Genomic DNA, 23,037 nt, shown 5'->3' on the forward strand with positions numbered 1-23,037 from the left:
GTATTATGCCAAATTATAAATCTCTGTCATCCGCAACTTTGACCGCATTTTTCACCACGAGAACTTTATCCGGTACATTCACGTGAAAGCCGAAGCCGAAGCATAGTTGATAGGACAGATTTTTCGATTTTATTTTCCGTCTCTCTTTCATTGAAGGTTATCCTTCTTCCTGTTTCTTATCCACTTTATGACTTCGTCTCTTGTTGATGTTCCCGTAAACCAAATCATGCGCTGCAGCACAAGCTGTGTCGCAGGCTGAATCTGACGGATCCATTCACGAAGCAAAACCATGTACAACAGTCCTGACCATATCACCGAATGCGGCAGTCCTTTTGGAACTGCAAGCCTACCGGAGCGGTCGCTTGAGCCGCATACCGGCACTTTCTTGTTTCGGTCCGTTTGGTGTAGGGTGATGGCTTTGGTGCTGACCCTCGGCCTGAGCTTGTGGGGACCGTCTGCCGCGGCGCAGGACTTCGATCGTTTACGGGCGGATGTGCGGCAACAGCAAACGGAAACGCGGGAGAACATCCGCTTCCTACAAAATCAGATCAGCCGGATTGAAGCGCAGGTTACAGAAGCGGCAACCGAGTACGAAGCAGTGTACCGGCAGTTCGAAGAACTGCAGCGCGAACTCAATATCCGCACCGCAATCGTGCAGGGCCTGCGGGAAGAACAGATTCAGATTGAACAGGAAGTCGAGTTGATTGATAAAGCCACGCAGGAAGCCGAGGCCGATCTCGAACGGCTTCAAACGAATTTTAAGCGCTTCATGCGACAGGTGTACATGCAGGGACAGCAGCAGGAAATCATCTTGTTGCTCACTTCCGGCTCGCTGAGTCAGGCACAGAGCCGGCGGTACTACCTGAGCCGCTTTGCTGCTTACCGCGAATCGCAGGCGCAGCAAATTCGGGAAACCAAGGCACGGCTGGCGCAGAACAGAATTGAAAAGGAAGAAGCCCTCAGCCGCAGTGAGGCAAGTCTGGCAGAAGCCCGCATTCAGCAGCGGCAGATGGAAAACCGGCGCAGCGAACAGCAACAGATCGTAAACCGCCTGCAGGATAACCGGCGCGCGCTCGAACAGCAGCTCCGGCAAAACCTGGAGGAAGTTGAGCAGCTGAATCAGGCGTTCAACGCCCTCATCGCACAGGAAGAGCAGCTTCGCAGGGATGAGGAAGCCCGCATTCAGCAGCTGGAAGCCGAACGGGAGCGCCGGCTTGCAGAAGCCCGTGAAATTGAAGACAGCCGGGAGCGGGAGCGGGAAATCGCGCGGCTGTCGCAGCCCACCCGCCGTGCAGCCGGCATGATGAGTCCGGATGAGCTCGAAATCGTCAGCGGTACCTTTCAGGCTGCCCGCGGACAGCTGCCCTGGCCGGTTCGGGAAGGCGTCATCACCCGAAGGTTTGGCAATTACATTCACCCCGTGTACCGTACAAGCACGCCCAACCCCGGCATCCACATATCCACCGATCCGCGCTCTCCCGTCTATGCCGTACACGACGGCTACGTGCTCGAAATCATGGCGATCATGGGTTTCGATGAAACCGTGTTTGTCCACCACGGCACTTATGTAACCGCCTATGCAAACCTTTCCGAAATTTCAGTAAGCCGCAACGACCGGGTCGGCGCAGGCGACATCATCGGGCTTTCCGGTGATGAAAGCTCGACCAACGGCAGCACCCTGGTTTTCCTCATTGGTCAGGGCAACAATTTTGTGGACCCGCAACAGTGGCTCAGCCGAAATCCGCAGCCTATCCCGTAATCATCCCCCATCAGCACAAAAAATCTTCGCATTTTTCGCAAACTACTTCATTTTGAGATTCGAACAACCCGACCCCTTTCAGCAAACCATTGCCCGGACCTTTACCTATACAACCACTGCATTTCTGGTTGGCTCCGTCTTTTTTCTCTTTACGAGTAACCTCATCCCTGTAACGCTGCGACCGGACTGGATTGGCACAGCCATGCTCCTTCTCTATGGTTTGGCCTACGGCAACATGACCTACTTCCTCACACGGCGCTATTTGCGGCGGGAATTCACTTTCAACTTTTTTTCGTACCTGATTGGCTTCATTGTCCTGTTCCCGACCGTTTTGCTGGTCCGGCTTCAGGGTGATCTGTTTCCGGCATGGCAGAATGAATTCTTTTTTCTGGCCGTCATATTCGCAGGCATGTTCGTCGGGATTTGGAAAGGGCGCATCAAAGGCGCTCAGATGTTCGAAGAGCTCATGGCCAAACGCAGCGCTAACCCCCAAAGCTAAGCTATACTTCCAAAATGGAAACTATCCGGATTGCTCTGGACTGGACCCCCAACACCATTCATGCGGGCTTTTTCCTGGCCTGGCACAAAGGCTGGTACCGGGAAGCTGGTCTCGAGATTGCGTTTATTTCTCCCGAAACCGACAACTATCAGCTCACCCCGGCACGGCGGCTTTCGCAGCGCAAGGTTGATTTTGCGATTGCCCCCTCTGAGAGCGTGATTTCATACAACACTTCCCGCCGGCCTGCCGCTATCACCGCCGTAGCAAGCATCCTTCAGCGGGATACAAGCGCGATTGTGTGCCTGAGCAACAGCGGCATCACCCGACCGGCCATGCTTGACGGCAAAACCTATGCCTCCTACAATGCCCGCTATGAAGATGAAATTGTTCGTGCGATGATTCTGAATGATGGCGGAACGGGCGCTTTTAACCCGGTTGCCATCAGCCGGCTGGGCATTTGGGATATGCTCAAAAAAGGGGAAGCTGACGCGACCTGGGTTTTTATGCCCTGGGAAGGTGTCGAAGCACAGCACAACGGAATTGCGCTCAACGCTTTCCGCATGGAAGATTTCGGCATCCCCTACGGATACACGCCGCTGTTGCTTGCACACCTTTCAGCGATTCCGCTGCGCGAAGCTGCCTACCGCAGCTTTCTCCGCATTACGGCACGCGCCTATACAGAAGCTGCAGCTGCACCCGAGGAAACAGCCGCCTTCCTGAGTGAGCGGGTTGGACATCCTGACTTTGCCCGGAAAGACTTCATCCGTGATTCCATGCGTGAACTTGCACCGGCAATCCTGAACGAGCAGGGACGCTGGGGCGAAATGCAGCCAAAGGTATGGGGCCGCTTCATCGACTGGCTGGTCGAACGCAAGCTCGCTGTCCCCCGTCAACCGATTGAAAGCTGGCATTTGTTCACGAACAAGCTTCTCGGAGAGCACTCCGGAAACTGACACCAAAGTTATCCGACTTCAGATAGTTGCGTAGCGGCACCTCTTTTTTTGATATGGGAAGTCGGTGAATTTTTACTATATTCACTTTATAAAGAACATCGCTTTCCTCTTTTGGAAACGATGTATCTACAGCAGCCCCGCTTAGTCCGGGGCTGCACTAAGGCTCAGGCCAACTGCCCTGAGCCTTAGTGCAGCTTTTTCTTATCAGATCAGCACCTGTCTATCACCCGGACTACAAGCCCTGAAAAGGCGACCCATTATCAAAGCGGGACATTTAGATTAGGCTTTACTTAACACCCTAAATATTCGGGCTTACAATGCTAACAACATTTGTGTTATTCAAAAAAGCTATAGCTGTCGCCCAATCTTTTATGATACGCTTTCCGGGGGGGTATAAAAATTAAACAGATAGCTCATTACTCCTTTCCTCCCGAAATAAAAGACCCCACTGAGCTTAACTTAATCAGCTACAAACATTTTTGAGTTTTCTTTAAACAAAAAAAGGGAGTCCAAAATTGAACTCCCTTCTAATCATTTACCTGATTACGTTCCAATAATTGGAAGAGGCTTTACCAAGTCTGTATGTCTAATATTAGCAAAAGTTTTGATATTAAGCAATGTTTATACAGAATAAGCTGATTGAGAATTATATCTCCGCACCGCGTTTTGAAAGATACCTCAAGGCTGCAGATTATAACAAAACGAGAGCTGCAAAACTTTACATAGCGAATATTGAACTCGCTCAGGCTGCGCATCCATTAATTACCCAATTTGAAGTTGTGCTTAGAAACAGCCTAAACATGCAGCTCAGTAATTATTTTGATAACCCAGATTGGATTATTCATGAGAAAGACGGGTTTATGAAAAATCCAAGCCTTAGGGAATCAGACTTTTTCCTCAGGCGCACAATAGAAAAAACTGAATTATTACTGAGACGAAAGAGAATATCTATAACATGTGGAAAAATAGTTTCAGAACAATCGTTAGGATTTTGGGTTGCTTTGTTTTTATCGCACCATTACCGATTAATTGACGGTCAACCTATCAAAATTTTTGATTACAAGCCGGTTTCAGAAAACAGATCACGCCTTTACTCAAAATTGTCTGCCATTAAAACACTCCGAAACCGGGTTAACCATTGTGACCCCCTTTGCTTCAAGAAAAACAAAATAGATTGTTCGCTCATATTGAGCATCAGACTTGATATGCTCCGGTTAATCGAATGGATCGAGCCTGATTTACTACCTTTTTTTGAAAGTATCGACAAATTGACCAAAAAAGTGGACTACCTAATGAGTATTTAGCGGCATCCATCGCACCAACTACCCTCCCGCTTCTTCCTCCAGTTTTTGCTGCAGGCGGGCTTCATTTTCCTCCAGCTCCCGCGGATTCCAGCGGCGCTCTTTTACGCGATCCATCACAATCCCCATGCTTTCGGAAAGCATTTCGGCTACCTGAATGTTGAGCATGCGCACCTGATCCGATCCGTTTTCGGTGTCTTCATCCAGCAGCAGTTCTGACAAATCTTCCACAAGAGCCTTGTTTCGGGATGAACCAAGATCCCGGATAATGCCGTGCACAACGCTGAACACAATATCGCGGATTGCCCCTTCAATTTGCGAAGCCGCAACGCGACCCACAAACGGAATGGCCTCCAGGTTTTGGATTTCGCGGTTTTTCTCGACCGCTTCATCTATGCGCTCATTCACATAGGCGCGTATATCGTCTTCATGCAACGCATAGCCTTTGGAAGCGGCAAGCTGCAGCCGCATGGAAATCCAGTTGACCAGCACGACCTGTCGCGGACGCAGCACATCATCCACAATACGATCGATAACCGGCGTACCCTCCCGCAGCTCACTCCTGACATTGGACAAAATGTTGAGCACAACCCGGTCGGTCAGCTCCTGCACTAAGAAGTTCAAATACCGCATCCCGAAGCGGAACAGCGCAAATTTGCGCATGTCGATATAGCCGATTCGCTGCAGGCGTACCATAATGGTGACTATGCGGAGCAACCGCAGGAAGCGGAAACCGCCAATCGGAATACAGCCTATGAGATCGTACCAGTACACGAAGGGGTAGTAGTACCATTTTGAAAACTCCCGCTCCCTGATTGAGTAAATCCACCTTACAAAGAATTCAGTAAGGAAAATGCTGATGAAGATGAGATCGTACAGAATGAAATCGACGTGTATGTTCGTCGCATAGAACTCAAAAAAGGCTGGAGAAAGCCACTCAATCCAGCCCTGAAACCGCCGACTTTGAAACAGCCAGTCGAAGCTGATCATCGCAAGGTTTACGAGCAGCAGAAAAAGCATGATGAAGTCCCCGGCCAGATATCCGACCTTTCGGGGTGTTTCCTTGCTTTTTCCGGTGTTGTTCTTCCCCATCCCCATAATTTATGCTCCGCCCGGAATTTTCAAAGACAGGTTGAGACTGTGCAGCAGCTCTTCAAGGCGGGTCAGCATCCCCCGGCGTGCAGCATAACGTCGCAGGGTGTTTCGGTTGATGACATTTTCCCCGAAAAAAGTTTTGAGCAGTTGCCGGTACACCTGCCCCCTGATCTCCGGAAAAAACTGCGGCTCCGACAAGGGATCAATGCAAAGTTTTTCGAGTGAAGGCAGTGTTCGGCCCTGCACGACTTCGAGCGGCGCTTCGGAAATAAGCGGCTTGATGATGGCCGGTTTCTCGTGCATGCTTGCGTACCGGCTCAGTACAAGCTCATCCGGATCAAGAAACACATCTTTACGAACCGTTCGCAGGACTTCAAAAACGGATTCACAGGCTTCCTTGTCGGTCTCCGCAAACAGATAGTTTTGAGTCGTTTCTGTCTGTACCAAATCAGCCAGATCGCTATACGCCCAAACGGCAAAACGGATATGTGGTAATTTTTCGGCAACCAAATCAACCAATGCCCCTTCATCGCTATGAACCAGCCGTTGCAGGGCCGGTCGACCGCCTACGGTGTACAAACCGCGTCCGCAGCTTGACAGTACGCCGCGTTTTTTCAGCAGGTAGATCCGGGAGATAAGCGTGTTCCTGTTCAGATCCGTCTCTCCCTGCGCTACAAAAAAAGCGTGCAGCGCATCAGCCGTAAAGGAAGCCTGTCCTGCAAAGGCGGATTGTATCAGCTCGTCGTTCAGGTTTGCTGCCATAAGATGAAAAGCGTTGAAGTCTGTAAAACATGTTCATGGTCTCGCCTTCCAATAAAGCAAAACTAACGCTAAGGTGCAATAAAATGCCGATAATTTAATGTCTCAGTATTCTTCATCCCATTCACCCCTTTTCTTTGCTGCGCCAGATATAGTAGCGGGCAAGGGCGGCAACGGCCAGCGCATGATGTACGCGCCCGGCTGTAATCATCTCCTCGTATTCGGTAAGTGTGAGCAGGTGAACGGAAATATCTTCATGCTCATCCAGGTTTTGGCCGGACACGAGCCGGCAGTTCCGGGCCAGATAGAAGTGACAGTAGTTATTGAACAGCGCCGGGTTTGCCGAAACATTTCCCAGGGATATCCATTCGTCGGAGACATAGCCGGTCTCTTCCTGCAGCTCCCGCTTTGCTGTTTCCAAAGGCGTATCATTACCATCAATTACACCGCCGGGTACTTCAAGGGAAGTCGTATCAACTCCGTGCCGGTACTGATCTACGGTAATCAGCCGGCCATTGGTGTCAAATGCGAGCATAATGACCCAATCAGGAGCATTCAGGGTGTAGAAGTTGCCGGCATCGGTTCCGTCGGGCATGGACATGCGGTTCTCCATGAGCGTAAACACGCGGGTAACCTGAAGCGGGTGCGCATGCTGCAGCTTCCATTTGCGGATCTGACTTTGCATGACACCCGAGCCGGAGCCGGCTGTATCCCGGGTTGGTTTTGAATCAGACATATACGGTTGCGGATTTAATCGATTATAAATTGAAGGCGGCAGCAAACTACGCTATCTTTCATCCAAATTTAAAAAGAAATGCCAACCGGCTTACTAACCCGCATTATTCACCAAGAAATTTTCTTGCTGGCAAGGCGAAGCTGAAAACTCAGCGGAAGGGTACCTAAATACCCTGAGCATGAGTTTTCAGCTTCAACGTAGCCAGCGGGGAAATTTCGCCGTCTTTACACCACACTCAAATTTGGGCTACCGCTTTTTTTCGCTCAAACAAATTTAAACTAATACTTAGAAAAAAAATTCTGTTTAATCGTGAATAATGCGGGCTAATTTGATTTAACTGACTTAAGGGAAAACTGCATGAACAAAACATTTGAGTACAAAAAAAAGGACAACAGCACACCGGAAGAAATACGCGACGCGGTAAAAGCGACCTGTGACTTTATGGAGCGCGCCTATGAAGAAGGCTACTACCCGAAACTGAGTATCATCCGGGACTGGTCTGAGCACAATCCCGAAATCACGGGTGAATTTGCCAAACCCAGAGTGTACCGCTGGTACCTGAACCGCGAGCTGAAAAAACTCATCAGCATGGGCGCTACCGTAAAAGTGGACTACTCGCGCAAGCTCATCCCGCTGAATGATCCCAGTCTTCTCACCTACCTTGATGAAGACGATATGGACTTCACCCTGAAAAAACTCTTTCTGTTCCGGCCTGAACGCATTGACCTCAGCCTTGACCGGCTTGAGCACTACACCGGAACCAAAGCCGAAGACTTTCAGCGCTACATTCTGTTCACCAACTACGATATGCACGTCGAAGTCTTCAAACAAAAATATCCGGACTGTGTCGTACCTTCGCGGGATGGCGTTCAAATGCCGGCATATCACCATAAACTTGACGAAAATTTAGGCATTAGCCTGGTGAACATAGGTGTTGGCCCTTCCAATGCCAAAACCTGCACCGACCACATTGCGGTGCTTCGTCCGGACGCCATGATCATGGTCGGGCATTGCGGCGGACTCCGAAACCATCAGGAGATCGGCGACTTCGTACTGGCATCCGGCTACATGCGTGACGATAACGTACTCGATGACGACATCCCGCTCAGCGTGCCCATCATCCCGAATTACGCCCTGAACCTGTTCCTGCAGCAGGCGCTTGAGAAATACGGCATGGAATACCGCATTGGCACCGTATTCACTACCGGCAACCGGAACTGGGAATTTTCGATGAAGCGCACCGTCAGCTCCATTCACATCAGCCGCAGCATCGCCATTGACATGGAATCGGCAACCGTTGCAACCAACGGATTCCGCTACCGGATACCGAATGCTACGCTCCTGTGTGTGAGCGATAAGCCGCTGCACGGCAAGCCCAAGCTCAGCGGAGCCGCCCAAAGTTTTTATCAGAACTCCAAAGAGAAGCACCTGGAAATAGTGATTGAAACCATTGAGCTAAGTAAAAAGCAAAATCCGCAGGGACTGCCTAACGCGAGTATCAGGGCGACCAACGAACCCCTCATGGGCGGCCCGGCAACCGAAGGCTGATTAGGCCCGCACAGCGTTTTTCCGGAAAATCAGGGCGGGACTTAGCGTTTCGCCCTGATTTCGATGGGCCGGCCCATCAGCTCGGCGAGCAGCTCACTTTTGCGGCCCGCCCCCCATACCTCGAGCTGCGGATCAGCAATGGTTGTCAGCAACAGGCTGACAACCTCTTTTACTTCCGTTTCAAAGGTGATCACATTCTGATAATGGCTCCGGTCAAGTCCGTCAGCCACTCTTAAAAATCCGGCAAGTGCCTTAATCTTTTGCCGCTGCGCCGGCTTCAGCGCCGCATACAGCTCATGCGATTGCTTGGGCACCGAACGCCTGTGATAGCGGGCCACGTGCGCCATCACCTCAATTTCATCCTGTGTGAAGCCCTTCAGGTTTGAATTTAGCACAATATACAGGGTGTGTTTGTGATGTTTCCGGCTCGAGATATAATAGCCGATATCATGCATAAGCGCGGCATATTCGAGCAGCTCGCGATCGCGGTACGGCAGCTTGTGCCAGGTCTGCAGGTCATCAAACAGCTTGAGCGCCAGATTGGCCACGTGCTGCGAGTGCTTTTTTGCCCATCTGTATTTTTTGAGCAGCTCGTGTACCGAACGCCGGCGTGGCTCCGGATATTTATCGAGCATTTTCAGCGCCTTCATTTCATGGCGGATGAAGTCGATGATAATGCCCTCGCGCATGGCCTGAATAGATGTTTTCACGCGGCTTATCCCAAATTTTTCAAGCACAAACTTCACCAGTACCAGACCGGGCAGAATGAAGTCAACCCGCTTTTCATCAAGGCCTGTAACCTTGAGCCGCTGTTTACGGTCAAGCGTCATGAACCAGCTGTAGAAGGCCTCAAACTCGCTTTTGCTGTATTCAAACTCATTCAGGGTGAGACTGACATCCAGGTTCTGACGCGCCGCAATCATTGCCGCGATATTCTGCATGGTGCCCGATGAGCCAATCAGCAGCTGCGGTTTATTCGACTCAACCGGCCCGGTAAGCATGCTCAGCTCTTTGCGGTAATGCTTTTCCATGTCCGAAATTTCTTTCTTCTTCACCGGATCGGACTTCACAAAGTCAGAAGTCATCCGGCTAACCCCAATTTTGCGGCTGACCATGTACCGGATCTCTTGCTGATTCAGAATCACAAACTCCGTACTTCCCCCGCCAATATCCATCACCAGGGACGTCTTTTCGCCCAATGTCATCCCGTGCTGTACCGCAAGGCCAATCAGCTCCGCTTCTTTATAGCCGGGAATAGGGTGAATTTTAATCCCCAGCTCATCAATCACCAGCTGCACAAAATCACCGCCGTTGGGTGCTTCACGGATAGCGGATGTCGCGTATGCCATAATGCGCTCCACATTTCGGTGATCGCACAGCGTTTTAATCTTGCGCAGGGCTTCCAGGCCAAGCGCCATGTCCTCTTTGGTCATTTTTTTACCGACCCCGTTCCGGCCTAACCGGATCATTTCTTTGAGCGAGTCAATAGGCGTATAGCGTCCGTCTGACTGTATATCAACAATTACCGCGTGAAATGAATTGGTACCAAGATCGATTGCAGCTATTCTTTTGGTAGGCATTGAGCGTATTTAGGACTTAAAATTTTAGGAAAACAAATACCATCCCTGCACAAAAGCGCGTGCGCCTGTCCGCAGAAATGTTCATGGCTCAATGTATTAATTCTTTGCGAGTATCCGAACCCGCATTATGCATCCGCAAATTTTATTGCTTACAAGGCGAAGCTGATAGCATTGGGCTTATCCCGCATTTTTCATCTTATCGTAACTATTTCGCGCCAGGTAGCGCATGCTGTTGAACTGCATCTTGCTTCATCAGGCTGTTTTTAAAGCGTCAGCGCAGCTGTTATATTAGGTGCAGCACATTTTTCCGCCTGATTCCGACTTTCTGCGTTAGCTAAGTATTTGTTTCAGTTTTATTTAGCTATTCATCCCTTTCCCTAATCACGCCAATTTATAAAACCCGCCTGCCCGCTGGCAGCCTGCGGTTCTGTTCCCTCCTTTATTTCTTCTACTTCCCGCTATGAAACTCAATCCAGATAATTTCGACAATATTGAAGTCCGTCCGCTCACCATTGCAGACTATGAATCCCTCCTCAAACTGCAGCGCCGGTGTTTTAAGGATATGGATCCGACTTCCAGAGCTGAGTTTGAGAGTCAGCTGTATCAGTTTCAGGAAGGACAGCTCGGCGTTTTTCTGAATGATGAGCTTGTTGGCTCCGCGAGCTCACTCGTGCTCGACCTCGATGAATATTCGGTCAACCACACCTGGAGCGAAATTGCCGACGACGGCTTTATCCGCAACCATGATGAAGAAGGCGACACCCTGTACGGCATCGAAGTGATGGTTGATCCCGCGCACCGGGGCATGAAAATCGGGCGCAGGCTCTACGAAGCGCGCAAGGAACTGTGCATCAAACTTAACCTCAAGCGCATCTTAGTGGGCGGACGCCTGCCCAACTACCACAAGCATCAGGATGATATGCGGGTTTCCGAGTATGTAAACGCGGTGATGGATAAACAGCTCGAAGACCCCGTGCTCACCTTTCAGCTCAAAAACGGCTTCACGGTTAAGCGTATCATCAAAAACTACCTGCCCGACGACCACGAATCCGCACACTATGCTACCCTGATGGAGTGGGTGAACCTCGATTACGAGCACACCGCGCCGAAGCAAAAAATTTCGTCTTCGCCCACCCGCATTTGCTGCGTACAGTACAAAATGCGCAAAATTGCCAGCTTCGACGATTTCGCGCAGCAGATCGAGTATTTCGTGGACGTAGCCTCCGAGTACAAAGCCGATTTCGTGCTTTTCCCCGAATTGCTGACCACACAGCTTCTGAGCTTCGTGGGAGAAAAGCGACCCGGTGCTGCAGCCCGTGAGCTATCCAAATTTACGGATCAGTACGTCGAGCTCTTTAACGAAATGGCCATCCGCTACAATGTAAACATCATCGGCGGCTCGCATTTTACCCTGGAAAACGACCGGGTTTACAACGTTTCCTACCTCTTCCACCGGGACGGAAAAATTGATTCACAGTACAAAATCCACGTGACGCCCTCCGAGCGGCAATGGTGGGGCGTACAGCCGGGGTCCGAGCCCAAAGTCTTCGACACCGACCGCGGCCGCGTAGCCATCAACATCTGTTATGATGTGGAATTTCCCGAGCTTGCCCGCTATGCTGTGGATAACGGCGCGCAAATTCTGTTTGTCCCCTACTGCACCGACGAGCGGCACGGCTTCACCCGTGTGCGCATCACTTCGCAGGCCCGGGCCATTGAAAATCAGATTTATGTGGCCATAGCCGGCACTGTGGGCAACATTCCCTCCGTGCCTAACATGGACATTCAGTATGCGCAGTCGGCCATCTTCACCCCGTCCGACTTCTCCTTTTCGCGCGACGGTATCGTGGCGATCTCCGAAGAAAACACCGAGATGGTCGTAATTGCCGATGTCGATCTCGAAGTCCTCCGCCGCACCCGCTACAACGGCACCGTGACGCCCCTCAAAGACCGCCGCCGCGACCTCTACGAAATCAAATTCAACCACATCAGCGATGATGAAGTGATTCTCGAGATGGAAGAAGAAAGCCTGACTGAGCCGGAAGATCTCGAGTAACCTAACCCGCATTATTCACAATTAAAAAGAATTTATTTTCTAAATACTTGTTTAAATTTGGTTTAGTTAAAAACATCAGTAGTCCAAATTTGAGTGCAGGTAAAGACTGCGCACCGAGCGAAGCGATTCCCGCGCAGCGAAATTTCCCCGCTGGCGGCGTTGAAGCTGAAAACGAATCCGGAGTTTCTGACGTCCGGTTTCGTTTTCTTCCGGGTCAGGACGCCATCCATTCTTCTAAAATCCGGCCCACCCGTTCATCGCTGAGCAGATCAAGGTGTCCGCACTGATACACCATTCGCGTATGCTGCGGTGCAAAATGCAGACTGCGTTCCGGATCCTTGTGTACACCAAGGGCACTGTCCAGACCCACGAGCCCGTCGCCCGTCAGCTTGCTCAGCTTCAGCGCCGGTCCCCGTACCGCTTTACCTATCATGGCTGCCACGGTGAAACAGCGTACATTGGCAGGCAGCGGGATGTGCTGCCTTTGGTCGGCTGCCCTGGCGAAGCGGTCTTTTTCCTGCCAATCTTCATCGGTCAGGTTGCCGTACCGCAAATCCGTGATTCCGGCACTTCTGATTTTCCCCAGGCGGGCCAGCGGCCTCGATAGCGCAAACGAAGCCAGCAGCACATCCGCCTGATTGCCCAGGCGCTCGAGCGGCGCGCCGTGGTGCGGACTGCCAAGAAAAAAGATTTTTTGAACGCGGCTCGTCCAGCTTTCCCCCAGCTCACTGCCATAATGGTATGCACTCCGGGTAATGAGCCCGCCCATGCTATGGGTAAGGATGGTCAGTTCCCGCACTTCTACCGGCCAGTGCTGCACAAGTTCTTCGAGCAGTTCACTGAGTTTCCGGCCGTTTTGTGAAATATGAAGCCCGCTGTTGTAGCGCAGATACACTTCCGTGCTTCCGGATTGCCGCGCAAGCGCTTCGCCATGGTTGCGGCCCTTGCGGGTCCATTGCCGGTCGTTCATGCAGGATCCGTGCACCATCAGCAAAATTTTTCCCGTGCAGTTGGGAATGCGCGCCATCAGTTCATCCCGGTTCAGTTTCAGGCTTTCATTATTGAAGCGAAAGCCCATCTGAATCTCCAGCGAATTCCCGGTTTCGTGCAAATAGTCGCCAATCACGCCGTTCAGCACAGCCTGCAGGGCGTCGGCTTTTGTTCCCTTTTGAACGGGACCTGCATCGCGGCTGAGCCTTTCCAGCGCAAGGTCAGCGCCGCCGCCAATGAGACGCGTACTCCACCGAATGTTCTGATAGGTGATGGCCGCAATGGCAGTGATGATGTGCTGAACCGGACCCGAAGGCAGGTAGGGCGCATGTACAATACGGTTGTGCATGGCCTCAACCAAATCAACGACCCCGACTATGCCCGTTTTTACAAGCCGGACGCCCCCTTGCAACTGTCTGAATCTATTGGGTTTTTGGGTCATGATGGGGCTAACGCAATTGGTGATGAAGTTCCGGTCAATGCCCCATAATATGCACAATCCTATTGGTTCTCCCCATACACGGGAAAGATCTGACTGATACAGGAAATCCGTCCCGGCAGGGACAGTTGTTGTGCTGCCCCTGCCGAAGCGCTGTTTACCGGCTCAGGTATAAATTCTTGAACTCAAACGGCTTGCGGAAATGCTCGTCGTTGAAGTTTTCCAGAAAGTAGATGGTTTCGCCAGTGGATTTCATCTCCGGACCCAGCTCTTTTTTTACCTCCGGAAATTTGTCGAAGGGGAAAACCGGCTCTTTGATGGCGTAATGCTTCAAATGGCTCGTGAGGTCGAATTCGCTGAGTTTTCGGCCTAACATCACTTTTACCCCAATTTGGGCATCAGGGCGGTTCGTAGCTTTGGCAATGAACGGGATGGTGCGGGTTGCCCGGGGATTGGATTCGAGCACGAACACATCCTCCCCTTTTATAGCATACTGCACGTTGATGAAACCGCGCACCTGCAGCTCTTTGGCCAACCGCAGCTGATAGTCACGCATGGTGTTGATCACCGATTCACTCAGGGAATACGGCGGCAGCACCGCGGTCGAATCGCCGGAGTGCACCCCGGCCGGCTCGATGTGCTGCATGATGCCCGCCTCATGAAGCTGCTCGCCGTCATAGACGGAGTCGAAATCCACCTCGATGGCATTTTCGAGATAATGATCAATCAGAAAGGCGTTTTCGGGATGGGTTTTGAGGATGGCGCCGACGTACTCTTCCAGCTCATCTTCCTTAATCGCAATCCGCATGCCCTGCCCCCCAAGCACATAGCTCGGGCGAATCAGCACGGGATAGCCGACCCGCTTCGCCACAACTTTGGCTTCTCCAAAGTTGGTGGCCATACCAAAATTCGGGAAAGGGATTTCGAGTTTGGTGAGCACTTCGGTGAATTTGCCGCGGTCTTCCGCAAGGTCCATCATCTCGAAGGGTGTGCCGAAAATCCGGTAGCCGCCCTCATGAAAGCGCCGCGCGAGTTTGAGTGCGGTTTGTCCGCCGACCTGCAAAATGACGCCCTCGGGCTTTTCGTGCTCCCAGATGTCAAGCACCCGCTCCCAGAAAACCGGCTCGAAATAGAGTTTATCGGCCACATCAAAATCGGTCGAAACCGTTTCGGGGTTGCAGTTGATTATGATGGTTTCGTAACCCAGATCTTTGGCCGCGATCACGGCATGCACGCAGGAGTAGTCGAACTCGATGCCCTGACCAATGCGGTTCGGACCGCTTCCCAAAATCAGCACTTTGGGCCGGTCGCTTACGATGCTCTCGTTTTCCTGCTCGTAGGTCGCGTAATAATAAGGCGTTTCGGCAGCGAACTCGCCCCCGCAGGTATCTACGACGCGGAAGACCGGCTTCAGGCCGAGCGCCAGCCGGCGGGCGCGGACCTCGTTTTCATGCACCGCTTCCCCGCTCTGACTCAGCAGCCAGGCAATTTGTTTGTCCGAGAAACCGGCCTGTTTCAGCTCGAGAAAATCCTCCCGGCTGATCTCCGTCAGGCTCTGCCCTTCGGTGCGGTTTTCGAGGCTGACCATATAGCGGATCTGCTGCAAAAACCAGGGATCAACATGCGTGATGTCGTGGATTTCATCCACGCTTGTGCCGAGCTTGAAAGCATTCCGGATTTGCAGGCTGCGGTCCCAGTAGGGCTTGAGCAGCCGGTCACGCACGCTTTTCCGGGTGAAGCTCTCGTAGCCGTCCGCGCCCAGTCCGGCGTGACCGGTTTCCATGCCCTGCCAGGCTTTGTTCAGCGCCTCGGGGAAGGTCCGCCCGATCGCCATCACCTCGCCCACGGCCTTCATTTGCGTGGAAAGCTCCTCATCGCAGCCGGGGAATTTGTCGAAGTTGAAGCGCGGCACTTTCACGACCACGTAATCGAGCGTAGGCTCGAAACAGGCGGAAGTCGTGCCGGTGATCTGATTTTTGAGTTCATCCAGTCGATAGCCGACAGCCAGCTTGCTCGCAATTTTGGCAATCGGGTAGCCGGTCGCCTTGGATGCCAGGGCTGAAGAGCGGCTCACGCGGGGGTTGATTTCAATCGCCACGATCCGGAAGGTTTCCGGCTCTACCGCAAACTGCACGTTACAGCCCCCGGCGAAGGTGCCAATGGATCGCATCATTTTAATAGCGGCATTCCGCAGCCGCTGAAAGTGCTCATCCGGCAGGGTTTGGGTCGGCGCAACGGTGACCGAGTCGCCGGTGTGCACACCGCAGGGATCCATGTTTTCAATGGAGCAGATAATGACAACCGTGTCATTGGCGTCGCGCAGCAGTTCGAGCTCGAACTCCTTCCATCCGAAAATCGACTCCTCAATCAGCACCTCGTGCACCGGCGAAAGCTCGAGTCCGCGCAGGATTTTTCGCTCGAATTCCTCCTCCGTCCACACAATCCCGCCGCCCATGCCGCCCATCGTAAAAGACGGACGAATCACAACAGGCAGACCGCCCAGCTCCTCGGTGATTTCCTTGGCATCGAGCAGCGATTTCGCGGTACGGCTTCGGCACTGATCAATCCCGATTTCATCCATCAGATCGCGGAATTGCTGCCGGTCTTCGGTGATGTCAATCGCGGCAATATCCACCCCGATGATGTCAATCCCGTTGCGCTCCCAGTATCCCTGATGGAACAGCTCGCGGGCCAGGTTCAGGCCGGTTTGTCCGCCCATGGTAGGCAATACGGCGTCAATGTTTTCCTTTTCACAGATTTCCTTAATGCTATCCACCGTGAGCGGCTTCAGATAGATAGCGTCCGCCATGATGGGGTCGGTCATGATCGTGGCGGGGTTGGAGTTTATGAGCACGACCCGGTAGCCCTCCTCTTTGAGCGAGCGGCAGGCCTGTGTGCCGGAGTAGTCGAACTCGCAGGCCTGACCGATGATGATGGGACCGGAACCAATGATGAGAATAGAGTGAATATCTTCGCGACGTGGCATGGTAAAGGCAGCAGTTTACGGGTAGAAAAGTCAGTAAGAGGGTTTTGTTAGGGGGATGACGACACCCTGCGCGGATCAGGCTTTGTGCGCCTGCATCCGGTGGATGAACTCATCAAACAGATAGCGGGAGTCGTGCGGACCGGGACAGGCTTCGGGGTGATACTGCACGCTGAAGGCGTTTGCCTGCCTGAAGCGCAGTCCCTCGACGGTTCCGTCGTTCAGGTTGATGTGGCTGATGTCCGCCTTATCGGCCGGAACGCCAGCCTCCGGCACCCCAAAACCGTGGTTTTGCGTCGTGATTTCGACCGTGTCGTGAATCAGATTTTTGACCGGCTGATTGGCACCGCGGTGCCCGACAAACATTTTTTCGACCGCGATGCCCTGCGACAGCGCCATGAGCTGATGTCCCAGACAAATGCCGAACACGGGGCGTCCGTCGGTCATGATACGGGCTACGGTATCGGTCGTATAGGTGATGGCGCGGGGATCGCCGGGACCGTTGGACAGGAAAAAGCCGTCGGGCTTCCAGGCTGTGATCTCCTCAAAGGTGCTTTTGGCCGGGAACACGCGCAGGGTGCAACCGCGGGCAATCAGGTTTTTGAGGATGCTGAGCTTCACGCCGTAATCTACGACGGCGACCTTAAACTTATTGGTTTCGGAAGCCATCGTTTGGGCCTCGGCCCGCGTAGCCTGCGTGGCAAGCTCGAGCCCCTCCATCGGCGCCCAGCGGCGGGCGCGGTCAACCAGCTCGTCGGGATCGGTAATTTCGCTGGAAATGACCGCGTTCATCACGCCCTTGTTGCGGATGTGCCGCACGAGCGCGCGCGTATCAACCCCGGTGATGCCCGTAATTTCATGCCGGCTCAGGTACTCGCCCAGGCCACCCTCGGCCTGATCGTTACTGTAGTCCGCCGAAAACGCCCGTACAATCACCCCGGCGACCATAGGGCGCGGCGCCTCGTCGTAATCCGGGTGTACGCCGTAGTTGCCAATGTGCGGGTAGGTCATCATCATCAGCTGACCGAAATAGCTTGGGTCGGTGAAAATTTCCTGATAGCCGGTCATGCTCGTGTTGAAGCAAAGCTCTCCCCCGCAGGTGCCGGGGTGGCCAATCAGCTGACCTTCGTGAACAGTTCCGTCAGACAGTGCAATCCGTGCCTTCATGCAAAATCAGGGTTTAGGGTTGGAAATAAAGGATTTGAGAAAAGAGAAGTGTGCAGGGTGATGCGGTACCGGGCAGTATGTTTCCCGTTTGCGCACAAGCGGGAGGGACGGCATCCGGTCAAAAAAAAATCCGACGGCCTCAAAAAAGAGGGTCGGATTTCACGGGATGAAAAACAGAAAAAAGAAAAACGCTTCAGCAAAGGACCGGGAACGGGGCTCGCGAAGGGTATCATCATCAGCTTAAAACAAGGCGTAAATGAAAGGGGCGAGGGCGGTTCCGCTGGTGGAGACGATCAAAAGGCCCAGTGCCAGCAGAATAAAAACGATGGGCATCAGCCAGAACTTCTTTCTGACCTTAAGGAACTCCCAGAACTCACGAACGATGCCAACTTTGCTCATAGCGGAAAAAATGGTGTTGCGGAAAGTTTACAGTCACATAATATAAGAACCCCATTCGTGATAAGCACGGGGAGTTTTTAAAAAAGACGATTGGGTCGGGGCTTTCAGCTTGCAAAAAAGGGCCTAACGCGGTTTATTTATCTACACAACAAGTTAACCCCGGAGCTTCAACAATAAACGAAAACGAATCAGCAGTTAAGGTTGCACGCTTGAGAATTCCGGCAACTCATACAGCTCTTGAACTGGCATTGCAGCAACTCTCTGTTTTTAGCGGTACAACCTTCGCTCATGAAATTATCGATCCGGGTGAAGCGCCGAATTCCTCGGGGGGGTGGTACTGTGTTGAGATTTTCGTACACGTTAACTGCAATACAGATGAAGACTGTAACCGGGTAAACTGCAGGGTTATTGCTGCGCAGTGCGATACATGGGAAAGCATTGCGCCACCCGGCAATGGTGAAGGAGACACCGGCGGGGGTACTGGAGATGATGGCGATGATGGCGATGATGGCGATGATGACCATAGCGGTGGCGGTGGTAGCACTCCCCCTGATGGCGATGAGGAGGACCCCTGCGATCATCTCAATGAACCCGAAGACCCGGACAATCCCGGAAATGGCCATGATAACAATGAAGGCTTTCATGGTATACCCGAATGTGATGAATGTGACTTGCCAAACCCGCCCGACTGGTGCCCGGCGGATGATGATGAAGAGGACGAGGAGCCTGAGCCGTGTGCTACGGGATATGGATTCATCGACGACCCCAACATCCAGCAGGTTCTTCAAACGCTCTGGGAAAACAGTAACTATGGCAACCGTGAGGTATCCCCCCGACCAACTACATCTTGTTTTTAAAGTTCTGCGGATATAGCTGTCTGATGTCGCTGTATTTGGTGCTCATGATGTTTTGAAGCGTATGGGACAGCCATTCTTGGGGGTTGACCTGATGCATTTTGCAGCTGGCGAAGAACGAGTATACCATGGCGGCGCGCTGTGCGGCTTTGTGGGAGCCGGCAAACAGGTAGTTCTTTCTACCCAGCGCCACCGGACGGATGGCATTTTCGACTAGATTGTTATCGATCTCCAAGGTGCCGTCATACAGGTAACCGCTTAAGGCATCCCAGCGATTGGCGCTGTAGCTCAGAGCCTTTCCAATGCGGCTTTTGGGCAGCACTTTTTTAGCCTCCGTATGGATCCACCGGCCCAGTTCGTTAATAATGGGAAGGGCACGATCCAGCCGCAGCTCCTTGCGCTGCCCGGCCGCCAGGGCTTGTTCGCGTGCAGTGCGCTCAATCTGGTACAGCTCCTGAATAAACGCCAGAGCCATCTGTGCCCGTGGATAGTCGTTATCCAGGGCCCGCTCGAATTCCCGGCGCGCATGAGCCCAGCATCCCAGATACTTCACTCCGGGTCGGGCGCCTATTTTAGTATATACCCCATAACCGTCGGTTTGCAGGTATCCGGTAAAATCATCCAATATCCGCGCCGGACCCGATGCACTGCGGGTAGGCTGGTAATCAAACAAGACGGTTTGGGTTATCGGGCTGTGATACACCCAATAGTACCCCTGATGGCAGGAGCCTTTGTTTCGGCTTTCCAGCACCTTGATGGGCGTCTCGTCGGCCTGTAAATACCCCCGGGTTTTGGTATCGCTGACCAGGTGCTGGTAAAGAATTTCCAGCTTATCCATTGCCTGCGCGGCCCACCCGTCCAGCGTGGAGGCGGCAATCGGGATGTTCTCCCTGAGGAAACGATGCCTTTGCCGGTAAAGGGGCAGATGATCCATATACTTATCCACCAGAATTGTGGCCAGCAGACCCGGACCGGGGATGCCTTTATCAATGACCCGTTCGGGAAGCGCTCCAATGACCACCCCTTCGGCGTTTTTGGAGGCGTACTTATAGCGAATGTACCGCTTGATGTAAAATTGAGCGGGTCTGCACTCCAGCTCTTCGGTGACTTCAGTGCCGATACACACCATCGCCGACAGATCTCCCTCAGGATAAATCTCTACCTCTTCAACCGGTAAATGCTCCGGAAGGGGTACACGACCCTTGTGATTGGCCCGGGACTGTTTTTTGCGCACATAGGTGATTTTGTGCTGATGAGAAGCCTCTTCGGCTTGGCACTGCTGCTCGTCGGGTTCAAACGGCAAGACCGCCTGATTGGGATCTGCCTCAAAGCGTTCACGCTTCTGCCCGAACAGCATTCGCTGGAGCTGGGCGATGAGCTGGTCTTTATCGGCAATGATCTGATCCTTGACAGCCAGCTTCTGATCTGTTTTGGCGATAATCTGATCCTTGTCTTGGACAGCTTTATCCCTGCTCTTAACAAGGGCGATGAGCTCGGGTTTTGACAGCTGTTCCAGATCATTTATCATGGCATAAATATACGTAAAAACAGGCTTTTAAGACACTAAAAAGCCTGTTTTCCCTCACTAAAATCATCTTTTTTCAGCGATGATAACGGGCCATTTTCCGACTGACTGTCACCTGGATTCCTTCAATCATAAGGATCAGCTCAGACCAGCTTAGCTGGCCCGTACTGCACTGCGGAGGCGGGGTGAAGGTGCCCTTTTCAAGACGTTTGTAGTACAGCACAAACCCGCCGGGCTCCCAGTGCAACAGCTTGATATGGGTGCGCCTGCGGTTCAGGAAAACAAAGACTTCTCCATTGGTCGGCTCCCGCTGCAGCTCCCGGGATACAAGTCCGCTCAGCCCGTCGAAACTCTTGCGCATATCACACGCACCGCAATACAAATAATAACGGTGCGAACCGCTTAGTGAGAACATGATTAATACAGGCGAATCAGCCGGGTCACCACCGCCGGATCACCCGCGGGAACAACTACCCTGATGCCGTTGGGGTAAATCAGCTCTACCGACTCGTTACATGTGGAAGGCTGAGAAATATCCAGAGCCGTAAATCCCCCCTGTGGCTGGTCAGCTTTTCGCCTGCGCGTAATCCAGTAGGCAAAAGTAGATTCCTTGAGATTATGACCGGTGCAAAACTCCTTCCGAGTCTTTCCACCGTTGTGGTACTCATCCACCAATTCGAACATCTTCTGTGCTTTTGTCATAGCTTTTTTGATCTAAGCTAAGCTACTACTTATTACCTGAAAACATGGGGTTGGTCGGGTGGATACTATTGAGGGATGCTGCGACCACCCAAGCCTCCGTGAGCCTGTTCCGACTTCCAACGAGATCCTTCGACTCCGCTGCGCTTCGCTCAGGATGACAGGGCCGCCTCACGACAAACGGCGCGGCTTGCCGCGCCGGGATTTTAGGAAATGACCCTGTCATCCTGAGCGGAGGCGGAGCGCAGCGGAGGCGGAGTCGAAGGATCCCGTATTGAGGGATGCTGCGACCACCCAAGCCTCCGTGAGCCTGTTCCGACTTCCAACGAGATCCTTCGGCTCCGCTGCGCTTCGCTCAGGATGACACGCCCACCCCGCGACAAACGGCGCGGCTTGCCGCGCCGGGATTTTAGGAAATGACCCTGTCATCCTGAGCGGAGCCGGAGCGCAGCGGAGGCGGAGTCGAAGGATCCCGTATTGAGGGATGCTGCGACCACCCAAGCCTCCGTGAGCCTGTTCCGACTTCCAACGAGATCCTTCGGCTCCGCTGCGCTTCGCTCAGGATGACACGCCCACCCCGCGACAAACGGCGCGGCTTGCCGCGCCGGGATTTTAGGAAATGACCCTGTCATCCTGAGCGGAGCCGAAGCGCAGCGGAGGCGGAGTCGAAGGATCTCGTATTGAGGGCTCCACTGCACTCCACCTGTTTATCCTTCAAATCCTAAAAACCCTGTTCAAAAAGAAACAACCAATCTCCCCAAAATCCCGCCCAATTCTCAAAATCCGCGTGCCATCAGAGCCGTACCCGTCAATAACTCCGATTCGACGGCACCACCCCGCGGACGCCCCCGCGGGCTTCATCCACATCCCCGGCATAGCGCGGAATCAGGTGCAGGTGCACATGCGGGATCGTTTGACCGGCTTTTTCCCCAATGTTGATGCCGACATTGAAGCCGTCAGGCCGGTACCGTTCTGCTACGATTTCTTTGACTTTGTTCAGCATGAACAGGCAGGCGGACTGCTCCCGGAAGCTCAGGTCAAAGTAATCCGCTGTGTGGCGCTTGGGGATGACGAGCGCATGGCCTTCACTGACCGGGAATTTATCATACATCGCATACACGGTCGCCGATTCCGCGATCAGCTCCCGTTCCGGCTCCGGATAGCAGAACGGACAGTCCGGATTTTCCGGACGGCTGAGCTGGTTGAAGTGCCGGTATTCGTACATCTCGCAGTTCTGATTCCGGAAAATCGTCTTCGATTTCAGCACCACATTGCACTGATACGTCTTTTGCTGATGCAGCCGGTGGGTCCGGAATCCCTCATACTGCAAGTCCCGCCGCACCGCGATATACACGCGGCCCGTGGGTTTAACAAGTCGCGACAGCTCGATCAGCACCGCCGCCTGCTCCTCGGGCAACAGCACGTTCAGCACATAAAAACAGAGGATGGTATCAAACCTTTTTTGCGGATAGTCCGGAAAGTAGTGGCGGTCGTAGCCTTCAATGGGGATGCCTTTTTCGCGCAGCAGCTTCACGTCGCTGCCAAAACCGCAGCCAAAATCCAGCACCTCACCGGTCAGCCGGTTTTCATTCAGCAGGATGCGGGCAGGAAACGAGAGTGTGGTGCGCTCTTTCGCGGTCAGATGGCTGTTCGGATTGGGATTAGGGCCGGAGTTGAAACGGGATGTCTGCATGG

Annotated in this window: 19 protein-coding genes; 7 read left to right on the forward strand and 12 right to left on the reverse strand. The window is 52.9% G+C overall.

What is annotated here, in order from left to right:
- Positions 1-412: 412 nt before the first annotated feature.
- The 4 genes from CYPRO_RS15190 (at position 413) to CYPRO_RS15205 (ending at position 4,515) form a co-directional block, all read left to right on the forward strand.
- Positions 413-1,759 carry a murein hydrolase activator EnvC family protein gene (locus tag CYPRO_RS15190; RefSeq protein ID WP_164682854.1) on the forward strand — a complete coding sequence of 449 codons (1,347 nt, stop codon included), beginning with the start codon at positions 413-415 and terminating at the stop codon, positions 1,757-1,759.
- Between the two features lie 52 nt (positions 1,760-1,811).
- Positions 1,812-2,258, forward strand: a complete 447-nt coding sequence (locus tag CYPRO_RS15195; RefSeq protein WP_114985425.1) for a hypothetical protein — start codon at positions 1,812-1,814, stop codon at positions 2,256-2,258.
- Positions 2,259-2,272: 14 nt separating this feature from the next.
- Complete coding sequence (locus tag CYPRO_RS15200; RefSeq protein ID WP_114985426.1) at positions 2,273-3,211, forward strand: ABC transporter substrate-binding protein; 939 nt, start codon at positions 2,273-2,275, stop codon at positions 3,209-3,211.
- 617 nt (positions 3,212-3,828) lie between these two features.
- The gene (locus tag CYPRO_RS15205) at positions 3,829-4,515 is read left to right on the forward strand and encodes a hypothetical protein (protein ID WP_114985427.1); all 687 of its coding nucleotides are present in this window, start codon (positions 3,829-3,831) and stop codon (positions 4,513-4,515) included.
- 18 nt (positions 4,516-4,533) lie between these two features.
- Here the strand turns inward: CYPRO_RS15205 and CYPRO_RS15210 are convergent, their stop codons facing one another.
- The 3 genes from CYPRO_RS15210 to CYPRO_RS15220 all read right to left on the reverse strand — a co-directional run bounded on the left by CYPRO_RS15210 (position 4,534) and on the right by CYPRO_RS15220 (position 7,102).
- On the reverse strand, positions 4,534-5,610 hold the full coding sequence (locus CYPRO_RS15210) for an ion transporter (protein WP_114985428.1): 1,077 nt from the start codon (positions 5,608-5,610) through the stop codon (positions 4,534-4,536).
- A gap of 3 nt (positions 5,611-5,613) precedes the next feature.
- Entirely contained in the window at positions 5,614-6,369 is a 756-nt protein-coding gene (locus tag CYPRO_RS15215; RefSeq protein WP_114985429.1) for a DUF6577 family protein, read from the reverse strand.
- Between the two features lie 121 nt (positions 6,370-6,490).
- Positions 6,491-7,102 (reverse strand): NUDIX hydrolase, encoded by a 612-nt coding sequence (locus tag CYPRO_RS15220; RefSeq protein ID WP_114985430.1) that lies wholly within the window; start codon positions 7,100-7,102, stop codon positions 6,491-6,493.
- Between the two features lie 357 nt (positions 7,103-7,459).
- Here CYPRO_RS15220 and CYPRO_RS15225 point away from each other — a divergent pair, with 357 nt between their 5' ends.
- Positions 7,460-8,650, forward strand: a complete 1,191-nt coding sequence (locus CYPRO_RS15225) for a phosphorylase family protein (protein ID WP_114985431.1) — start codon at positions 7,460-7,462, stop codon at positions 8,648-8,650.
- A 41-nt stretch (positions 8,651-8,691) separates the two neighbouring features.
- Here CYPRO_RS15225 and CYPRO_RS15230 read toward each other — a convergent pair whose 3' ends face one another.
- Positions 8,692-10,230 carry a Ppx/GppA phosphatase family protein gene (locus CYPRO_RS15230; protein ID WP_114985432.1) on the reverse strand — a complete coding sequence of 513 codons (1,539 nt, stop codon included), beginning with the start codon at positions 10,228-10,230 and terminating at the stop codon, positions 8,692-8,694.
- 460 nt (positions 10,231-10,690) lie between these two features.
- Between CYPRO_RS15230 and CYPRO_RS15235 the strand changes: the two genes are divergently transcribed.
- Positions 10,691-12,286: a bifunctional GNAT family N-acetyltransferase/carbon-nitrogen hydrolase family protein gene (locus tag CYPRO_RS15235; RefSeq protein ID WP_114985433.1), complete on the forward strand. Its 1,596-nt coding sequence runs from the start codon at positions 10,691-10,693 to the stop codon at positions 12,284-12,286.
- A gap of 214 nt (positions 12,287-12,500) precedes the next feature.
- On the opposite strand, the gene CYPRO_RS15240 is transcribed toward CYPRO_RS15235, so the two are convergent.
- From CYPRO_RS15240 to CYPRO_RS16645, 4 genes are all read right to left on the reverse strand, one after another.
- A complete protein-coding gene (locus tag CYPRO_RS15240; protein WP_114985434.1) occupies positions 12,501-13,718 on the reverse strand; it encodes an esterase/lipase family protein in 1,218 nt (405 codons plus the stop codon).
- 154 nt (positions 13,719-13,872) lie between these two features.
- Entirely contained in the window at positions 13,873-16,701 is a 2,829-nt protein-coding gene (gene carB / locus CYPRO_RS15245) for a carbamoyl-phosphate synthase large subunit (protein WP_114985435.1), read from the reverse strand.
- Between the two features lie 75 nt (positions 16,702-16,776).
- Positions 16,777-17,865, reverse strand: a complete 1,089-nt coding sequence (gene carA, locus CYPRO_RS15250; protein ID WP_114985436.1) for a glutamine-hydrolyzing carbamoyl-phosphate synthase small subunit — start codon at positions 17,863-17,865, stop codon at positions 16,777-16,779.
- A gap of 240 nt (positions 17,866-18,105) precedes the next feature.
- Positions 18,106-18,264, reverse strand: a complete 159-nt coding sequence (locus tag CYPRO_RS16645; RefSeq protein ID WP_164682855.1) for a DUF5989 family protein — start codon at positions 18,262-18,264, stop codon at positions 18,106-18,108.
- Positions 18,265-18,512: 248 nt separating this feature from the next.
- On the opposite strand from CYPRO_RS16645, the gene CYPRO_RS15255 reads away from it, so the two are divergent.
- Entirely contained in the window at positions 18,513-19,121 is a 609-nt protein-coding gene (locus CYPRO_RS15255) for a hypothetical protein (RefSeq protein WP_114985437.1), read from the forward strand.
- On the opposite strand, the gene tnpC is transcribed toward CYPRO_RS15255, so the two are convergent.
- The 4 genes from tnpC to CYPRO_RS15275 all read right to left on the reverse strand — a co-directional run bounded on the left by tnpC (position 19,105) and on the right by CYPRO_RS15275 (position 23,035).
- Positions 19,105-20,646: an IS66 family transposase gene (gene tnpC, locus CYPRO_RS15260; protein ID WP_114985438.1), complete on the reverse strand. Its 1,542-nt coding sequence runs from the start codon at positions 20,644-20,646 to the stop codon at positions 19,105-19,107. The two genes, CYPRO_RS15255 and tnpC, sit on opposite strands and share 17 nt — an antisense overlap.
- Positions 20,647-20,719: 73 nt before the next feature.
- Positions 20,720-21,058, reverse strand: a complete 339-nt coding sequence (tnpB, locus tag CYPRO_RS15265) for an IS66 family insertion sequence element accessory protein TnpB (protein WP_114985439.1) — start codon at positions 21,056-21,058, stop codon at positions 20,720-20,722.
- A gap of 2 nt (positions 21,059-21,060) precedes the next feature.
- The gene (gene tnpA / locus CYPRO_RS15270; protein WP_114985440.1) at positions 21,061-21,345 is read right to left on the reverse strand and encodes an IS66 family insertion sequence element accessory protein TnpA; all 285 of its coding nucleotides are present in this window, start codon (positions 21,343-21,345) and stop codon (positions 21,061-21,063) included.
- Positions 21,346-22,150: 805 nt separating this feature from the next.
- Positions 22,151-23,035 carry a bifunctional class I SAM-dependent methyltransferase/HIT family protein gene (locus tag CYPRO_RS15275; RefSeq protein WP_114985441.1) on the reverse strand — a complete coding sequence of 295 codons (885 nt, stop codon included), beginning with the start codon at positions 23,033-23,035 and terminating at the stop codon, positions 22,151-22,153.
- Positions 23,036-23,037 lie beyond the last annotated feature (2 nt).

Origin of the sequence: Cyclonatronum proteinivorum (genome assembly GCF_003353065.1) — a bacterium.
Taxonomy (GTDB): Bacteria; Bacteroidota; Rhodothermia; order Balneolales; family Cyclonatronaceae; genus Cyclonatronum; species Cyclonatronum proteinivorum.